At 70.2% G+C, this 14,181-nt stretch carries 16 protein-coding genes and 8 pseudogenes; 11 read left to right on the top strand and 13 right to left on the bottom strand.

Features of this window, described 5'->3' with window-relative positions; genetic code table 11:
* Window positions 1–38: 38 nt before the first annotated feature.
* From QQK48_RS22305 to QQK48_RS16520, 3 genes and pseudogenes are all read right to left on the bottom strand, one after another.
* Window positions 39–623: pseudogene (locus QQK48_RS22305) on the bottom strand (acyl-CoA dehydrogenase family protein); the annotation flags it as partial.
* A 482-nt stretch (window positions 624–1,105) separates the two neighbouring features.
* A complete protein-coding gene (locus tag QQK48_RS16525) occupies window positions 1,106–1,336 on the bottom strand; it encodes a hypothetical protein (protein WP_284329153.1) in 231 nt (76 codons plus the stop codon).
* On the bottom strand, window positions 1,324–1,725 hold the full coding sequence (locus QQK48_RS16520) for a TetR/AcrR family transcriptional regulator (protein WP_284329152.1): 402 nt from the start codon (window positions 1,723–1,725) through the stop codon (window positions 1,324–1,326). Before QQK48_RS16520 ends, QQK48_RS16525 begins: the two co-directional genes overlap by 13 nt.
* An 88-nt stretch (window positions 1,726–1,813) precedes the next feature.
* On the opposite strand from QQK48_RS16520, the pseudogene QQK48_RS16515 reads away from it, so the two are divergent.
* From QQK48_RS16515 to QQK48_RS16480, 8 genes and pseudogenes are all read left to right on the top strand, one after another.
* A pseudogene (locus QQK48_RS16515) lies at window positions 1,814–3,084 on the top strand (acetyl-CoA C-acetyltransferase).
* Entirely contained in the window at window positions 3,084–3,683 is a 600-nt protein-coding gene (locus QQK48_RS16510; protein WP_284329151.1) for a hypothetical protein, read from the top strand. The pseudogene QQK48_RS16515 and the gene QQK48_RS16510 overlap by 1 nt, the downstream one beginning before the upstream one ends.
* A pseudogene (locus QQK48_RS16505) lies at window positions 3,587–4,436 on the top strand (3-oxoacyl-ACP reductase). The gene QQK48_RS16510 and the pseudogene QQK48_RS16505 overlap by 97 nt, the downstream one beginning before the upstream one ends.
* Complete coding sequence (locus QQK48_RS16500; RefSeq protein ID WP_284329438.1) at window positions 4,436–5,284, top strand: MaoC/PaaZ C-terminal domain-containing protein; 849 nt, start codon at window positions 4,436–4,438, stop codon at window positions 5,282–5,284. Before QQK48_RS16505 ends, QQK48_RS16500 begins: the two are co-directional and overlap by 1 nt.
* Window positions 5,281–5,877: an acyl-CoA thioesterase gene (locus tag QQK48_RS16495; protein ID WP_284329150.1), complete on the top strand. Its 597-nt coding sequence runs from the start codon at window positions 5,281–5,283 to the stop codon at window positions 5,875–5,877. Before QQK48_RS16500 ends, QQK48_RS16495 begins: the two co-directional genes overlap by 4 nt.
* Window positions 5,840–6,214: pseudogene (locus tag QQK48_RS16490) on the top strand (AMP-binding protein); the annotation flags it as partial. The gene QQK48_RS16495 and the pseudogene QQK48_RS16490, both read left to right, overlap by 38 nt.
* A gap of 49 nt (window positions 6,215–6,263) precedes the next feature.
* A complete protein-coding gene (locus tag QQK48_RS16485) occupies window positions 6,264–7,403 on the top strand; it encodes an AMP-binding protein (protein WP_284329149.1) in 1,140 nt (379 codons plus the stop codon).
* On the top strand, window positions 7,390–7,575 hold the full coding sequence (locus QQK48_RS16480) for an AMP-binding enzyme (RefSeq protein WP_284329148.1): 186 nt from the start codon (window positions 7,390–7,392) through the stop codon (window positions 7,573–7,575). The genes QQK48_RS16485 and QQK48_RS16480 overlap by 14 nt, the downstream gene beginning before the upstream one ends.
* Window positions 7,576–7,578: 3 nt before the next feature.
* Here QQK48_RS16480 and QQK48_RS22300 read toward each other — a convergent pair whose 3' ends face one another.
* Genes QQK48_RS22300 through QQK48_RS16470 form a run of 3 tightly spaced genes read right to left on the bottom strand, consistent with a single transcriptional unit; the run spans window position 7,579 to window position 8,772 of the window.
* Complete coding sequence (locus tag QQK48_RS22300) at window positions 7,579–7,722, bottom strand: nucleotidyl cyclase domain-containing protein (RefSeq protein ID WP_431308379.1); 144 nt, start codon at window positions 7,720–7,722, stop codon at window positions 7,579–7,581.
* Window positions 7,679–8,482 carry a GGDEF domain-containing protein gene (locus QQK48_RS16475; RefSeq protein ID WP_284329147.1) on the bottom strand — a complete coding sequence of 268 codons (804 nt, stop codon included), beginning with the start codon at window positions 8,480–8,482 and terminating at the stop codon, window positions 7,679–7,681. The genes QQK48_RS22300 and QQK48_RS16475 overlap by 44 nt, the downstream gene beginning before the upstream one ends.
* On the bottom strand, window positions 8,452–8,772 hold the full coding sequence (locus tag QQK48_RS16470) for a hypothetical protein (RefSeq protein WP_284329146.1): 321 nt from the start codon (window positions 8,770–8,772) through the stop codon (window positions 8,452–8,454). Before QQK48_RS16470 ends, QQK48_RS16475 begins: the two co-directional genes overlap by 31 nt.
* A 94-nt stretch (window positions 8,773–8,866) precedes the next feature.
* Here QQK48_RS16470 and QQK48_RS20700 point away from each other — a divergent pair, with 94 nt between their 5' ends.
* From QQK48_RS20700 to QQK48_RS16460, 3 genes are read left to right on the top strand one after another with little or no spacing between them, the layout of a single operon-like run.
* On the top strand, window positions 8,867–9,130 hold the full coding sequence (locus QQK48_RS20700; RefSeq protein ID WP_348523705.1) for a hypothetical protein: 264 nt from the start codon (window positions 8,867–8,869) through the stop codon (window positions 9,128–9,130).
* Window positions 9,130–9,291, top strand: coding sequence for a hypothetical protein (locus tag QQK48_RS20695; protein WP_348523704.1), 162 nt, complete (start codon window positions 9,130–9,132; stop codon window positions 9,289–9,291). Before QQK48_RS20700 ends, QQK48_RS20695 begins: the two co-directional genes overlap by 1 nt.
* Window positions 9,288–9,851: a DUF4865 family protein gene (locus QQK48_RS16460; protein WP_284329145.1), complete on the top strand. Its 564-nt coding sequence runs from the start codon at window positions 9,288–9,290 to the stop codon at window positions 9,849–9,851. Before QQK48_RS20695 ends, QQK48_RS16460 begins: the two co-directional genes overlap by 4 nt.
* Window positions 9,852–9,869: 18 nt before the next feature.
* On the opposite strand, the pseudogene der reads toward QQK48_RS16460, so the two are convergent.
* From der to aroH, 7 genes and pseudogenes are all read right to left on the bottom strand, one after another.
* Window positions 9,870–11,376, bottom strand: a pseudogene (der, locus tag QQK48_RS16455) (ribosome biogenesis GTPase Der).
* Between the two features lie 252 nt (window positions 11,377–11,628).
* A pseudogene (locus QQK48_RS16450) lies at window positions 11,629–11,970 on the bottom strand (lysophospholipid acyltransferase family protein); the annotation flags it as partial.
* An 86-nt stretch (window positions 11,971–12,056) separates the two neighbouring features.
* Complete coding sequence (locus tag QQK48_RS20690) at window positions 12,057–12,308, bottom strand: (d)CMP kinase (protein ID WP_348523703.1); 252 nt, start codon at window positions 12,306–12,308, stop codon at window positions 12,057–12,059.
* Window positions 12,309–12,435: 127 nt separating this feature from the next.
* Window positions 12,436–12,735 (bottom strand): annotated as a pseudogene (locus QQK48_RS20685) ((d)CMP kinase); the annotation flags it as partial.
* On the bottom strand, window positions 12,732–13,337 hold the full coding sequence (locus QQK48_RS16440; protein WP_348523702.1) for a prephenate dehydrogenase dimerization domain-containing protein: 606 nt from the start codon (window positions 13,335–13,337) through the stop codon (window positions 12,732–12,734). The pseudogene QQK48_RS20685 and the gene QQK48_RS16440, both read right to left, overlap by 4 nt.
* 140 nt (window positions 13,338–13,477) lie before the next feature.
* A pseudogene (locus QQK48_RS16435) lies at window positions 13,478–13,780 on the bottom strand (prephenate dehydrogenase/arogenate dehydrogenase family protein); the annotation flags it as partial.
* 13 nt (window positions 13,781–13,793) lie between these two features.
* Entirely contained in the window at window positions 13,794–14,156 is a 363-nt protein-coding gene (aroH, locus tag QQK48_RS16430) for a chorismate mutase (protein ID WP_284329143.1), read from the bottom strand.
* Window positions 14,157–14,181 lie beyond the last annotated feature (25 nt).

The following is a 14,181-nucleotide window of genomic DNA, read 5'->3' as shown; positions in this document are numbered from 1 at the left end:
AGCGCGTAACTGCGCGCCACCCGCGGCAGGAGCCGTCGCTGGTGAACCACGTAATCCAGGAGCAGGACTCCGCCGGGGCGCCCGGCCGCCGGGAACTGACGGCGCCGCAGCGCGTACCGCGTGGCGATGGACAGCGCCCGGCGTGCCGCCACCCCCGCGCCGCCACCGACGCAGACCCGGCCACGCACCAGAGTGCCGAGCATCGTGAAGAAGCGCCGGTTGGCGTTCTCGATCGGCGACTCATACGTGCCGTCCTCACGGACGCCGCCGAAGCGGTCCAGCAGCATGCGCCGCGGGACCCGCACCTTGTCGAACCGAATGGTGCCGTTGTCGACGCCGAGGAGCCCACCCTTGTGGCCCTGGTCCCCCGTCGTCACTCCCGAAAGGTCCGCGCCGGACTCGTCACGCAGCGGCACAAGGATCACGTGGACGCCGTGGCACTTTCCATCCACCCACAGTTGGCCGAACACGGCCGCCATGGTCCCGTCCTTGGCCGCATTGCCGATGTACGCCTTGGTGGCGCCCGGCGTCGGCGAGTGCACCTCGAACTCGTCGGACTCCGGCAGGTACGTGATGGTGGTCTCGAGGCTGGCCACATCCGATCCGTGGCCCAGTTCGGTCATCGCGAATCCGCCCAGCAGGCTCAGATCCGTGATGCCGGGCAGAAAGGTGGCGTGGTGCCACTCGGTGCCGAGGTTGGTCACCGCGCCACCGAACAGGCCGAACTGAACGCCGGACTTGATGGTCACCGACAGGTCGCCATGCGCGAGCATCTCAAACGCCATGACCGCCGTCAGCGGGTCCGAGACGGAATTGGGCCCATCGGGAACGCCTGCGTGGCCAAAGCCGTGCCGCTCGAGCTCGCGCAGCCTCCCCAGCGTCCACTCCCGCGACTGCTCGACGTCGAGTTCCGGGTCGCGCAGCAGATCGTCGGCGGGGAAGGTGGCGCGGCCCACGGCCCGCTCGGCGGCGTAGGGCCCGTCGACGGCGGTGCGCAGGTGCGCGCCCAGCGCCGTCAGGCTCTCGTGCTGGACGGGGGCGGCGGTCTCATCGGTCAACGTCATTGTTGCCTCTCCGGGGTGATGGCGGATGGGTTAGAGCGTCGCTATTGCGGCGCAAGGACGCTCGCGAAGGCGGGCGTAAACAACTGGCTGATGCGGGCCACGACGGCGGCGCGCGGCTCGCGGTGAGGGTCATCCATCCACCGGTCCGAGACCGCATGGATGAAGCCCACGAGGCCGTGCCCCCACGTCTCCGCGGTGGCCCGGTCGATGCCGTTCGCGCCCGCGTGCTCCACGAGGATCTGCGCGATGTAGTCCGCGATCACATCGGGCACACGGCCCGCGGGATTGACCGCGCCCGCTCCCCCGGCCCATTCATCACGAACCGGTAGATGTACGGGTCACGCTCGACCAGGCCGAGGTAGCCATCGGCGAGCGTGTCGGTCAGGTGCGCAAGGTCGCCGTGTTCGCTCGCCTGCAGCGCCTCGGTCACCCCGTCGCGAATGTACGCATGCACGGACTCGACGACGGCGGCGTACAGCCCGGCCCTGTCGCCAAAGTGGCGGTAGATGACGGTCTTCGAGGTGCCGGCGCGGGTGGCGATCTCGTCCATGCCCACACCGGGGCCGTGGACACGAATGGCGCGCAGCGCATCGGACACCAGTTCGCGGCGTCGCTGCGTGCGGTGCTGATCCCAGCGGGTGTCCCTGCCGTCGATGGCCATACGCCGACCATACCCGATACCTGAAGTATCTGCTACCGTGAGTATCACGTACTGACGCTGACCAGTTCCCGCCAATGATGGAGGCAGCATGTCCCACAACGCCGTGGTGATCGGGGGAAACCGTATCCCCTTTGCAAAGGCAGGCGGCCCGTACGCCGATGCCTCAAACCACGACCTGCTCACCGCAGCCCTCGACGGACTCGTCGCGCGCTTCGGCCTCGCCGGAGCCCGCCTCGGAGAGGTCGCAGGCGGCGCCGTCCTGAAGCACCCGAAGGACTTCAACCTCACCCGCGAAGTGGTGTTGAGGCTCCGCGCTGTCCCCCGCCACGCCCGCGTGCGACCTTCAACAGGCCTGCGGCACGGGGCTCGAGACCACCATCTACATCGCGAACAAGATTGCGCTGGGCCAGATCGACGTGGGCGTGTCCGCGGGCGTCGACTCCGCGTCCGATGCCCCCATCACCGTGAGCGACGGCCTCAAGCGGGCTCTCCTCAAGGCCAACCGCGCACGCTCGGCCGCCGAGCGAGCCAAGGCGTTCACGGGGCTGCGCCCTCGCCACCTGGCCCCCCAGGCCCCCGGCGTGGCCGAACCCCGCACCGGCCTGAGCATGGGCGAGCACCAGGCGCTCACCACCGAGCGCTGGAACGTGACCCGCGCCGAACAGGACACCCTCGCCGCCGCGAGCCACCAGCGCCTCGCCGCCGCCTGGGCCGATGGCTTCTTCGACGACCTCGTCACGCCCTACCTCGGCGTCTCCCGCGACGCGATCATGCGTCCCGACACCACCGTCGAGAAGGCTCGCGGCGCTGAAGCCCGTCTTCGGCGGCCCGGACGGCTCCATGACGGCGGGCAACTCGACCGCGCTGTCCGATGGCGCCGCGACGGCGCTGCTGGCGAGCGAGGACTGGGCGCGCGAGCACGGCATGCCCATCCTCGCCCGCTTCGTGGACGCCGAGGTGGCGGCCGTCGATCACCCCGGCGGCGACGACCTCCTGCTGGGCCCCGTGGCGGCGACCGGCCGCCTCCTCGCCCGCCAGGGCCTGACGCCCGACGATTTCGCGCTGATCGAGATCCACGAGGCCTTCGCCTCCACCGTCGTGGCCACCCTCAAGGCCTGGGAGGACGCCGACTACTGCCGCAGCCTCGGCCTCGACGGGGCCATCGGCGCCGCCGACCCCTCGCGGCTCAACGTCACGGGGTCCTCGCTGGCTGCGGGACACCCGTTCGCGGCGACCGGGGCCCGCATCGTCCCCACCCTCGCCAAATTGCTCCACGCACGGGGCCCCGGATCCAAGGGGCTCATCTCGATGTGCGCCGCGGGCGGGCAGGGCGTCGTCGCAATCCTGGAGGCGGTGTGATGAGCGCGCTCGAGAAGGCCTTCACCTCCAAGCCGGGCAAGGCGATCGCCGCCAAGGCGGGACTCAAGGAGCCGCCCCGCCTGCGCCGCGGTCGCACCTGGCCCGAGGGCGCCATCGTGCTCGCGCAGATCGGCGACGGCACCCTGGCGCGTCGCACCTTGTGGCTCCTGGGACGCTCGGTCGAGTCGCCCGTGGTCGACGACGGCGGCGACCCCGCGCCCGGATACGGGAGCCGCATCGGAGCCCTCGTGGTGGACGCGACCGGCCTCACCCGCATCGCTCAGGCTCGAGGAACTCCGGGCAGTGCTGCGGCCCGCGGTGCGCGGCATCGAGCGTGCAGGACGCATCGTGGTGATCGCGCACCCCAGCGCCGGCGACTGGGAACAGCGCACGGTGGCGCGAGCCCTCGATGGGATCAACCGCACCGTCGGCAAGGAGCCTGCGCGGCGGCGCCACCGCCACGCTCCTGTACGTCGAACCCGATGCCAGCCCCGGCGACCTCGTGTCCACGTTGGGCTTCGTGCTCCAGGGACGCTCCGCGTTCGTGGACGGGCAGGCGTGGACGATTGCCGCCGCCGACCAGCCCGCCGAGGGCCTGAGCGACCGCCCCCTCGACGGCAAGGTCGTCGTCGTCACGGGTGCCGCCCGTGGCATCGGCGCCGCCATCGCCACCACCCTGGCTCGCGACGGCGCGCGCATCGTCGCCGTCGACATCCCTCCGGCGGGCCAGGCGCTTGCCGAGGTGGCAAACAGGGTCGGCGGCACCGCGGTGCAGGCTCGACATCACCGCGCCCGATGCCGGCGCCACCATCGCCGCGCACGTGGCCCGCAGCGGCCTCCCGCTCTACGCGGTGGTGCACAACGCGGGCATCACCCGCGACAAGATGCTCGCCAACACCGACGCCGACCGATGGGCGTCGGTGCTCGACGTGAACCTCTCCGCCCAGATGCGCATCAACGAGGTCCTGCTGGACCCCGCCACCGAAGGCGGACTCGCCGAGGGCGGCAGGCTCGTCGGCATCGCCTCGACCTCGGGCCTCGCGGGTAACAAGGGCCAGACTAACTACGCGGCCTCCAAGGCGGGCGTGGCGGGGCTGGTCGCCGCCATGGCACCCGACGTCGCCTCCCGAGGCATCACCGTCAACGCCGTCGCCCCCGGATTTATCGAGACGGAAATGACCGGGCGCATCCCCTTTGTCCAGCGCGAGATCTTCCGGCGCTCCAACTCGTTGTCCCAGGGCGGACGCCCCGAGGACGTGGCCGAGACCATCGGCTATCTCCTTGACCCCCACTCCCAGGGCCTCACGGGCCAGGTGATCCGCGTATGCGGCCAGAACCTCGTGGGGGCGTGATGACGCAGACCGTGCGCCTCGACGCCGTCCCCCGCCTGGGCCCGGCCTTCGCGCGAGCCCTGGTCCCGACGCGCGCCAAGGACGCCACCGTCCCGGGCCACGAGGTGCGCCTCGAGCGTCAGCGCCAGGACGTCACCAGGCTCGCCGACTACTGCCGCGTCACCGGGTTCACGTTGCGTGACACCGTCCCGCCCACGTGGCTCCACGTGCTCGCCTTCCCGCTCCACGTCCATCTCCTGGGAGACCCGCGCGCCTCCGTCCGTCTCGTGGGCGCGGTCCACGTCACCAACACCATGACGCAACACCGTCCCGTGCGCGTGGGCGAGCCGCTCGACATCGCGGTACGTGCGGGCCACGTGCGTTCGCACCGACGGGGCGCGCTCGTGGACCTGCAGGCGACCGTATCGACCGACGGCGCGCTGGTGTGGGAGGGCGTGAGCACATACCTCGCCACCGGGATGCGTGCGCCGGGCACGCCTACCGACGAGGCCCATGAGCCGTTTGCCCCCGTGACGCCGCACGCCCGCTGGCGGCTGCCCGCCACTCTTGGCCGCGACTACCGACGCGTCTCCGGCGATCCCAACCCCATCCACACCAGCAAAGTCGCGGCCCGCGGGTTCGGTTTCGCCCGGCCCATCATTCACGGCATGTGGACGCACGCTCGTGCCCTCGCCGCCCTCGAGTCACGGCTCCCCGAGCGCTACTCCGTCGAGGTCAATTTCGTGAAGCCGGTCCTGTTGCCTGGCACCATCGGCTTTCATGCGGCCGATGCCGGCGGCGGCTGGGACGCGGCGGTCACCACCCGCGACGGCGCCAAGCCACACCTACGGATGCGAGTGCGCCCGTGAACCTGTGGTGGCGCCTTCTCCTCACGCGGCTGCGCTCGCGCCGCCGCGGCGCGTTGTCACTGTGGTCAACGGCCGTCACGCCGTTTCGCGTGGCGCCCACGGACCTGGACGTGCTGGGCCACATGAACAACGGCCGCTACCTCACGCTCATGGACCTCGGCAGGCTCGACCTGATGATGCGCTCGGGCTTCTGGGAGGACCTGGAACGCCGCGGGTGGTTCCCCGTGGTCGCCGGCCAGACCATCACCTTCCGCAAGGAACTGCGCCTGGGCCAGCGCTTCGAGATCCACTCCCGGATCCTTGGCCTCGACGACCGCTGGGGCTACCTGGAGCAGCGCTTCTGCGTGGGAGACACGGTGCACGCGCACGCCCTGGTGCGCACGAGGTTCCTCAAGAAGTCCGGCGGCACCGTCGACCACGATGAGCCTCGAGGAGGCCGTCGGCGGCTTCCCCGCGCACCTGCGTGTCGAGGACTGGATGCGCGATTGGACCCGCCACACTCGCGTACCCTCATCCCAAGCCTGACCGCGACAAGTCCCCCAGCCATCCACATCAATGGAGATGCAGATGACCACTCAGCCCGTCAACCTTGACCCCGTCGGCGACGCCTCGCGTCCCTGGTTCGCGCACTATCCCCCCGGCGTGACGCCCCGGATCAGCGCTCCAGCCGAGCACTCCCTCGGCGAACTCGCCCATGCGGCAGCCGAGCACCACGGTGACCGCACCGCGTTCTCCAACCTTGGCGGCACCCTGTCCTTCCGCGAGGTGGACGAGATCGCCACCCGCATCGCGTCCTACCTGCAGAACGAGCTCGGCCTGACCAAGGGCGACCGCATCGTGCTGCAGATGCCCAACCTGCTCCAGTACCCCGTGGCGCTGTACGGGGCGCTGCGCGCCGGTCTCGTGGTCGTCAACGCCAACCCGCTGTACACGGCCACCGAGCCTTGCGGCGGTCCTCAAGGACGCCGAGCCGCGCGCCATGATCGTGCTGGCAAACTTCGCGGCCACCGCCTCCAAGGTGGTCGGCGACACCACCATCGAGCACATGATCGTGACCGAGGCCGGGGACATGCTCCACCAGCCCAAGCGCGCCATCGTCAACCTGGTCGCGAAGCGGGTCAAGAAGATGGTCCCCGCCTATGACCTCCCCGGCGCCATCGCGTTCCGGGACCTCCTCACGGGAGACCCTGGCCGGTTCACCGATCCGCGCGTCGAGCCCGAGGACCTCGCTTTCCTGCAGTACACGGGCGGCACCACCGGCGGCACGAAGGCCGCGATGCTGACCCACTGGAACCTCCTGGCCAACCAGGCCCAGTTCATCGGCCAGATGCGCGCCGTCCTCGACGAGGACTCGACCGTGATCGCGGCACTGCCGCTCTATCACGTGTTCGCGCTGACGGTGAACTGCATCGGATTCTTCCGCCTGGGCGGCCACAACGTCCTCATCACCAATCCTCGCGACATCCCGGCGTTCGTGAAGACCATCGACCAGTCCAAGCCGCATGTGCTCGTGCTCGTGTCCACGCTCGCCGGCGCACTCTTGGAGAACGAGGGCTTCGCGAAGGCAGACCTGTCGCGACTGCGCATCTCGGTGGCGGGAGGCATGGCGCTGCGCACCGCCGTGGCTCACAAGTGGAAGGACGTGACGCACACCGACATGGTCGAGGGATACGGGCTCACCGAGGCCTCCCCCGTGGTCAGCGTCAACCCCACGCACCTGCCGCCCCGGCTGGGCACCATCGGAGTGCCGCTGTCCTCCACGGATGTGCGGGTGCTGACCGACGACGGCGCCGACGCGCCGCTCGGGGAGCCGGGCGAGCTCGCCGTCAAGGGACCCCAGGTGATGAAGGGGTATTGGCGCAAGCCCGAGGAGACCGCCGCGGTCATCACCGACGACGGCTGGCTGCTCACCGGCGACGTGGCCACGATCGACGAGTCCGGCTACCTGTCGATCGTGGACCGCAAGAAGGAGATCATCGTGGTCTCCGGCTTCAACGTGTACCCCGGCGACATCGAGGACACCGCAATGCAGCACCCCAAGGTGCTCGAGGCAGGCGCCATTCCCATCGCCGACGATCACGCGGGCGAGGTGCCCAAGGCTCTTCGTGGTGCGACGTGACCCGTCGCTCACTGAGGAGGAACTCGCGGCGTTCCTGCGCGAACGCCTGACGGGCTACAAGCGCCCGCGCCAGATCGAGTTCCTCGATGAACTGCCCAAGACCAATGTGGGCAAGGTGCTGCGCCGTGCGCTGCGCGAGCGCGAAGAGGGCCGCGCGAACGCATCGGCCTAACCGCTACCGGCCGGGGGCTCCGTCTGCGTTGTCGATCACGACGCGGGCGCGGCCCTCGGCCTTGGCGCGATACATGGCGGCATCGGCACGGGCCACCACCGAGTCAACTGAATCCGCCGCGCGGGCCTCCGCGACTCCACAACTCACGGTCGTGGCCGGTAGTCCGTCCGTCCGCAGGCGCCACGCAAAGCGGTCGGCAAGGCTTCTCGAGGCGCGCGGCCACCACGGCAGGTGACTCCCCCGCTACGGCGACGGCAAATTCCTCACCACCCATACGCCCCACGACGGCGCCACGGCCCATGGCGTCACGTGCCGCGTCGGCAAAGGTGGTGAGCACGGCGTCGCCCGTCGCATGGCCGTGAGAGTCGTTGATCACCTTGAAGTGGTCAATGTCGGCTACGACGACAACAACGTCATCCAGTCCGTGAGCGCGTTTCTCCAAGAGACGGCGTGCCCCGTCGATCCATGCGGTGCGGCCCAGGATTCCCGTGAGGTCATCCTGCGTGGCGCGGCGCCGCAACTCCTGGGTGCGATAGTCGTAGCCGAGCGCCGAGACCGAGAAGGTCACCGCGACGAGGACCACCAACAGCACGATGGTCGTGGTGCCGGATCCCGCGAAGGTCGTGAAGGCCCACGAGTCCGCGCCCGCCACGACGAACAGCGCCAGTCGCACCACATAGAAGGCTCCCAGCAGCGTTGAGCCCAGCGCGGCGACCATGAGGGCCACGAGCGCCTCCTGCTGATCGCGCCGATCCGGCACGAGCCTCCGGTGCCGCCAGGTCGCCCACAGGTCCCAGGACGCCAGGGCAAAACACCCCGACATGACGGTGAACAGCGTGCCGTTGCCCGCCCAGACGTTGGTACCGGGGCTGTCAATCAGCGCGGTGACAAGGGTGACAACGGACACGACGGGCAGGACCCACGAGGGGGCTCGCGGTCGCGCATGGAGCGCGTCGCCCACCACACGCTCAGACCCGCCCACGCCGAGAGCACGTTCGACGTCGGGTTCAACACCACCTGCGCGGGACTGCCGTTAAACAGGAGCAACACGGGGCTCAAAGTCGACCACGCGAGCGCCATGGTCCACCAGCCCGCGAACGGCGAGCGCGTCGGGAGATAGACCGCAGCCCAGAACAGCACCAGCACCGTGAGAGTCACGACCCCGAGCGTGATGCGCAGGGTCATGACGTCGAGCATGGACAGACTTTACCCAGGGATCGCGCCGCGGCGACACCCGGTGTGACGCACCCGTCTCTGGCCCTCGGTCACGGCTCGCTCTAGGCTGGCCGGTATGGCCGATGCCGTGACCCGCCCCACCGATGTCCCCGTCGATGCCTTCCTGGCGACCGTCGAGCCGCCGCGGCGCGTGGCCGAGGGTGAACGCCTCGCGGAACTGATGGCAAGCGTGACGGGCGAGCCGCCCGTGATGTGGGGTCCGAGCATCGTCGGGTTCGGCAGCACTCACTATCGCTACGACTCGGGGCGCGAGGGAGACATGCCGTGCGTGGGATTCTCGCCTCGCAAGGCGAAGGCTCTCGCTCTACGGCCTCACTGATGCTGTGGGGTCTGACGCGTTGCTCGCGTCGCTCGGGCCCCACACCCGAGGAGCGAGCCTGCCTCTATGTCACGCGACTCGATGCTGTCGACGAGGACGTGCTGCGGGAACTGGTGGAGCTCGGGTACGCGCACCACCGCGAGATGGACGCGTCCGCATGATCGCGATGCGTTACGCCATCACACTGCCCCGCGACTACGACATGGGACGCATTCGCCACCGGGTCGCGACTCGCGGGAGCGCGCTGGACGACTACGAGGGCCTGGTGTTCAAGGCGTACTGCCTGCGCGAGGCCGGAGTCGATGGTGCGACGTCGAACGAGTACGCACCGTTCTACGTGTGGGCCAACACGTCCCGTATGGCGCGATTCCTGTGGGGCGGCGACGGCTTTCAGGGCATCGAGGCCGACTTTGGCAGGCCCGTCGTGGAGACCTGGCCCGTGGCGAGTCTGCACGTGAATGGCGCGGGAGCGGCATCGGCCACCGTCGGCGTGTTCTCCCGGGCGCTGAGCAACGCGGGCGACTCGCTCGCGGACACCGCCGGCCGCCTCAAGACGGACGCGAATGCCGCGGTGCTGCGCAAGGACTGCCGCGCCGCCGTGCGAGCCATTGACCTGGCCACCGGCGACCAGGTCGGCTTTGATCTGCTCGCGGGCCAGCCGCGCCGCACGGACGGCACCGTGTACGAGGTGGCGCACGTCAGTGTGCCGTCACGCGCGTGACGGCACACTGAACGGGAGTTAGCGCTGCCTCTTGCGCTTCTCGCGCACCCGCACCGAAATCTGAATCGGCGATCCCTCGAAGCCGAACGCCTCGCGCAGGCGACGCTCGATGAAGCGGCGATACGTGGGCTCGAGGAAGCCGCTGGCGAAGATGACGAAGCGCGGCGGACGGTTCGACGCCTGCGTGGCGAAGAGGATCTTGGGCTGCTTGCCCGAGCGCACCGGGTGAGGGTGCTCCGCCACGAGTTCCCCGAGGAACGAGTTGAGGCGTCCGGTCGAGATGCGCTGATCCCAGGCTTCCCAGCGCGAGGTCGATTGCGGGCACCAGGCGGTTGGTGTGCCAGCCGGTACGGGCCGAGAGGTTCACGCGCGGCGCCCACGTGAGTTGGACCAGGTCCTTCTCGATGGAGCGCTCAAGCAGGAACCGCTCGTCCTCGCCCACCAGGTCCCACTTGTTGAAGACCAGCACGGTGGCGCGGCCCGAGTCGATCACCTGCGAGATCACGCGGGTGTCCTGCTCCGTCAGGGGCGTGGAGGCGTCCAGCAGCACCAGGGCCACCTCGGCTCGGTCGATCGCGGCGCCGGTGCGCAGCGACGCGTAGAAGTCTGCGCCCTTAGTCTGGTGGACGCGACGGCGGATACCCGCGGTGTCCACGAGCGTCCAGCGACGGTCACCGATCTCGACAATCTCGTCGACCGGATCGCGGGTGGTGCCTGCCACCTCGTTGACCACCACGCGGTTCTCCCCGCGAGCCTGGTTCAGCAACGAACTCTTGCCCACGTTGGGACGTCCCACGAGCGCGATGCGGCGCGGAGCGTCGGGGTCGATCTCGACCTGAGGCATCTCGGTGGGAAGCGCCGCGACGGCAGCATCCAGCAGGTCACCGGTGCCACGTCCGTGCAGCGCCGAGACGGGGTACGGCTCGCCGAGCCCGAGGTTCCACAGCGCGGCGGCCTCGAGTTCGCCCTGGGGCCCGTCGACCTTGTTGGCGACCAGCACCACGGGCTTCTTGGAGGCCCGCAGGAGGCGCACCACGTGCTCGTCGGAGGCCGTGGCGCCCACGGTCGCGTCGACGACGAACAGCACGGCGTCCGCCAGGTCGATCGCGACCTCGGCCTGCTGCGCCACCGAGAGGTCAAGGCCAGTGACCTTCGCCTCCCAGCCGCCGGTGTCCATCAGCGTGAAGTCGCGGCCCGCCCACTCGGCGCGGTACTCGACGCGGTCGCGAGTCACGCCGGGGGTGTCCTCCACCACGGCGAGGCGCTTGCCGATGATGCGGTTGACGAGCGTGGACTTGCCCACGTTGGGGCGGCCGATGATCGCGAGGATGGGCAGCGCCTCCTCGGTTTCGACCTCCTCCTCGCCGGCCAGCGTGGCGAGGTCGGCCTCCGTCGGCTCGTACGCCTCAAGGCCTGCGCGGAGCGCGGCCTCGCGCACCTCGTCAAGGCTTTCGGCGGGGTCGGACGGCACCTGCAGGGGCTCGGGCACATCGCCCAGGCCGTGGTACTCCTGCTCGTCGGTCATGGTGTCTCCTTGGAAGGCGCCCCCGCATCGGCGGGAAGCGTGAGGTCGGTGGTGGCGAGCGTCGCGTCGATGCGCTCGCGCAGGGCGTCGGCGAGCCTGTTGCTGCGCCGCCTCCTGGCGGGCGCGACCGCGCAGCGACTCATCGAGGTCGAGCGAGATCGGCTCACCGAACTCCACGAGGATACGCCGCCCCGGCCGGGGCCACACACCCGTGGGCTCTCCGGTGTGCCGTGTCCCCACGAGCGCGGTGGGCACGATGGGTGCCCCGGACTGGATGGCGAGCCACGCCGCGCCGCCGTGAACGGCATCGGCCCTGCCTGCTCCCCTGGTGCCCTCGGGGAACACGCCCACCACGTCTCCGCGACGCAAGACCGCGAGCCCCTGCGCGAGGGCGTCACGCCCCGCATCGACCACCTCGATCTGTTGCGCGCCCCTGAGGAGGACGCCGAGGGCGCCGCGGAACATGTGCGAGCCGATCAGGAAGTACGAGCCACGCGGGATCACTCCGTGGAGCACGGGGCCGTCGATGAGGCCCACGTGATTGCCCACGATGATGACCGGGCCTTCGGCGGGAATATTGCCTGCGCCGCGCACCTCGGTGCGCCACAGGCCCTTGGCGAGCGCGCGCCCCACCCATCGGGACCATCGCGGTCCCCATCGGCTCGGGACGCGCGCCTGGGTCACGCCCGCGCCTCGGCGGCGCGGTCGAGGACGGCCGTGACGGCCTCCTCGATGGTGAGATCGGTGGTGTCGAGGGTCAGCACGCCGTCGGCGGCCTCATGGAAGGAGGACACCGCGGAGTCCGTCTTGTCGCGGCCAAGAACGGCCTGGCGCACGGTGGCCACGTCCGCGCCCTCTCCCGCGCGGCGTGCCACGCGGACCTCGTCGTCGGCGGTCATGAGGATGCGAAGGTCGGCTTCGGGGGCGATCACGGTGGTGATGTCGCGGCCCTCGGCCACCACGCCACGGCCGCCGGAGAAGCCGCCGGCGAGGCTCGGCCGCGATCACGTCGCGCTGCATCTGCTGGAGCAGGGGACGCGCCTCGAGGTTGGTCGCGACCTTCGACACCGTGAGCGCCACGGTGTCGGTGCGGATCAGGCTCGAGACGTCCTCGCCGTCGAGCAGCGCGCGCGGGTTTGCGGGGTTGAGGATCAGTTCGACGTTCATGGTCGCGACCATCGCGGCCACGTCGGCCGCGTTCGCGAGGTCCACGCCCTCACGCAGGCACGTCAGCGTCGCGACACGGTAGGTGGCGCCCGTGTCGAAGTACGCCAACTTGAGGCGCTTGGCGACCTCGCGCGAGACGGTGGACTTGCCGGTCCCCGCGGGACCGTCGATGGCGATGGCGATGCCGGTCATGATGAGGCGATCTCCCAGTTCTGTGCGGTGAGGGCGTCCACGAGCGCCGGGGCGCTTTCGGGAAGGACGTGCAAGGTGGTGAGACCCACGGGCTGGCGCGGTGAGTGCTCGATGGTGATGTCCTCGACGTTGACGTGCGCGGAGGCCGCGTCGGAAAGCAGCCGCAGCAGGTGACCGGGGGTGTCGGGGACGATGACGGTCACGGGGACCCAGTCGCGCGTGGGTCCGCCGTGCTTGCCGGGGATGCGCGCGACCTCCATGCGTCCCCGTTCGATGAGGTCCGTGAGCGCCTCGCCGATGTCGTCGGCATCGCGCACGTCCTCGAGATCGCCGATGATGTGGTCGAGCGTCGCGATGAGGGCGTGCGAATTCAGGCGCGCGATGTCCGCCCACATGGCAGGCAGGGATGCAGCGATCCGTGTCACGTCGCGCAGTCCCTGACCGGCAAGGGCCACGTCGTCGGCCTGTAGCGGCCCGAGTGCGGCCGCCACGGCCGAGGCGGCCACCTGGGGCGCGTGCGACACCCTCGCCACGGCAGCGTCGTGAGCCTGAGCATCCATGTCGATGGCATCGGCCTGGAGCGCGGCGGCCACGGCGCGCACCGTCGCGACGGCCGATGCCGGGGCCTCGCCTGCGCAGATGACCCACGGTCGCGCCTTGAACAGGTCGCCCTGCGCGGCGCGTCCCCGGACACCTCGCGGCCGGCCATGGGGTGCGAGCCCACGTACCGCGCTCCGTGCCCGGAGTCGTGCGCCGCACGCGCGATGGGCGCCTTCACGCTGGCGACATCCGTCACCACCGCATCGGGCCATTCCTGCAGCGCCGAGACGACGGCGGCGGGCGCCACCGATGGCGGCACCGCCACGATGACGAGGTCCGGTGCGGGCGTGGAGGCGTCACGGGTCGCGCCGGCACCGATCGCGGCGCCGAGGCGCGCGGCTTCGGCATTCGCATCGGTGATGGTGACGGACCAGCCTTCGGCGCTCAGGCCGATGCCGATCGAGGCGCCGATGAGGCCGGCGCCGACGATGTGAACCGAGGTCATGGACGCGGCCACCTCACTGTGCGATGTCGCGGCGAAGCCTGACGGCCTCGTGCAGGTACACGTGCCTCACCTCCGCGCGGGGAACGTCAAGTTCCGCATGCATCATGACGCGCACCGCGAGCGGAAGCGCGCCAGGCACGGCCATCTCGACCGCGCACATGAGCGGGACGTCGGCGAAGCCCATCTCGCGGGCCGCGGCGGCGGGAAAGTCGGACACGATGTCCGGCGTACAGGTGAAGAAGACCGAGATCGCCGCGTCGGTGCCGAGGTTGTTGGCCTCCAGCATCGCCGTCACCAGTTCCTTGGTGCGCTCGTGCAGGTGGGCCTTGTCGTCGCTTGCGAGCGAGGTGGCGCCGCGAATCGCTCGGGTCGTCATGGGGTCCATCGTATCGGTGACGTGC

Origin of the sequence: Demequina litorisediminis, assembly GCF_030161615.1 — a bacterium.
Taxonomy (GTDB): domain Bacteria; phylum Actinomycetota; class Actinomycetes; order Actinomycetales; family Demequinaceae; genus Demequina; species Demequina litorisediminis.
Note: the sequence above shows the minus strand (reverse complement) of the source record. Positions and strands in the feature narration are given on the sequence as shown.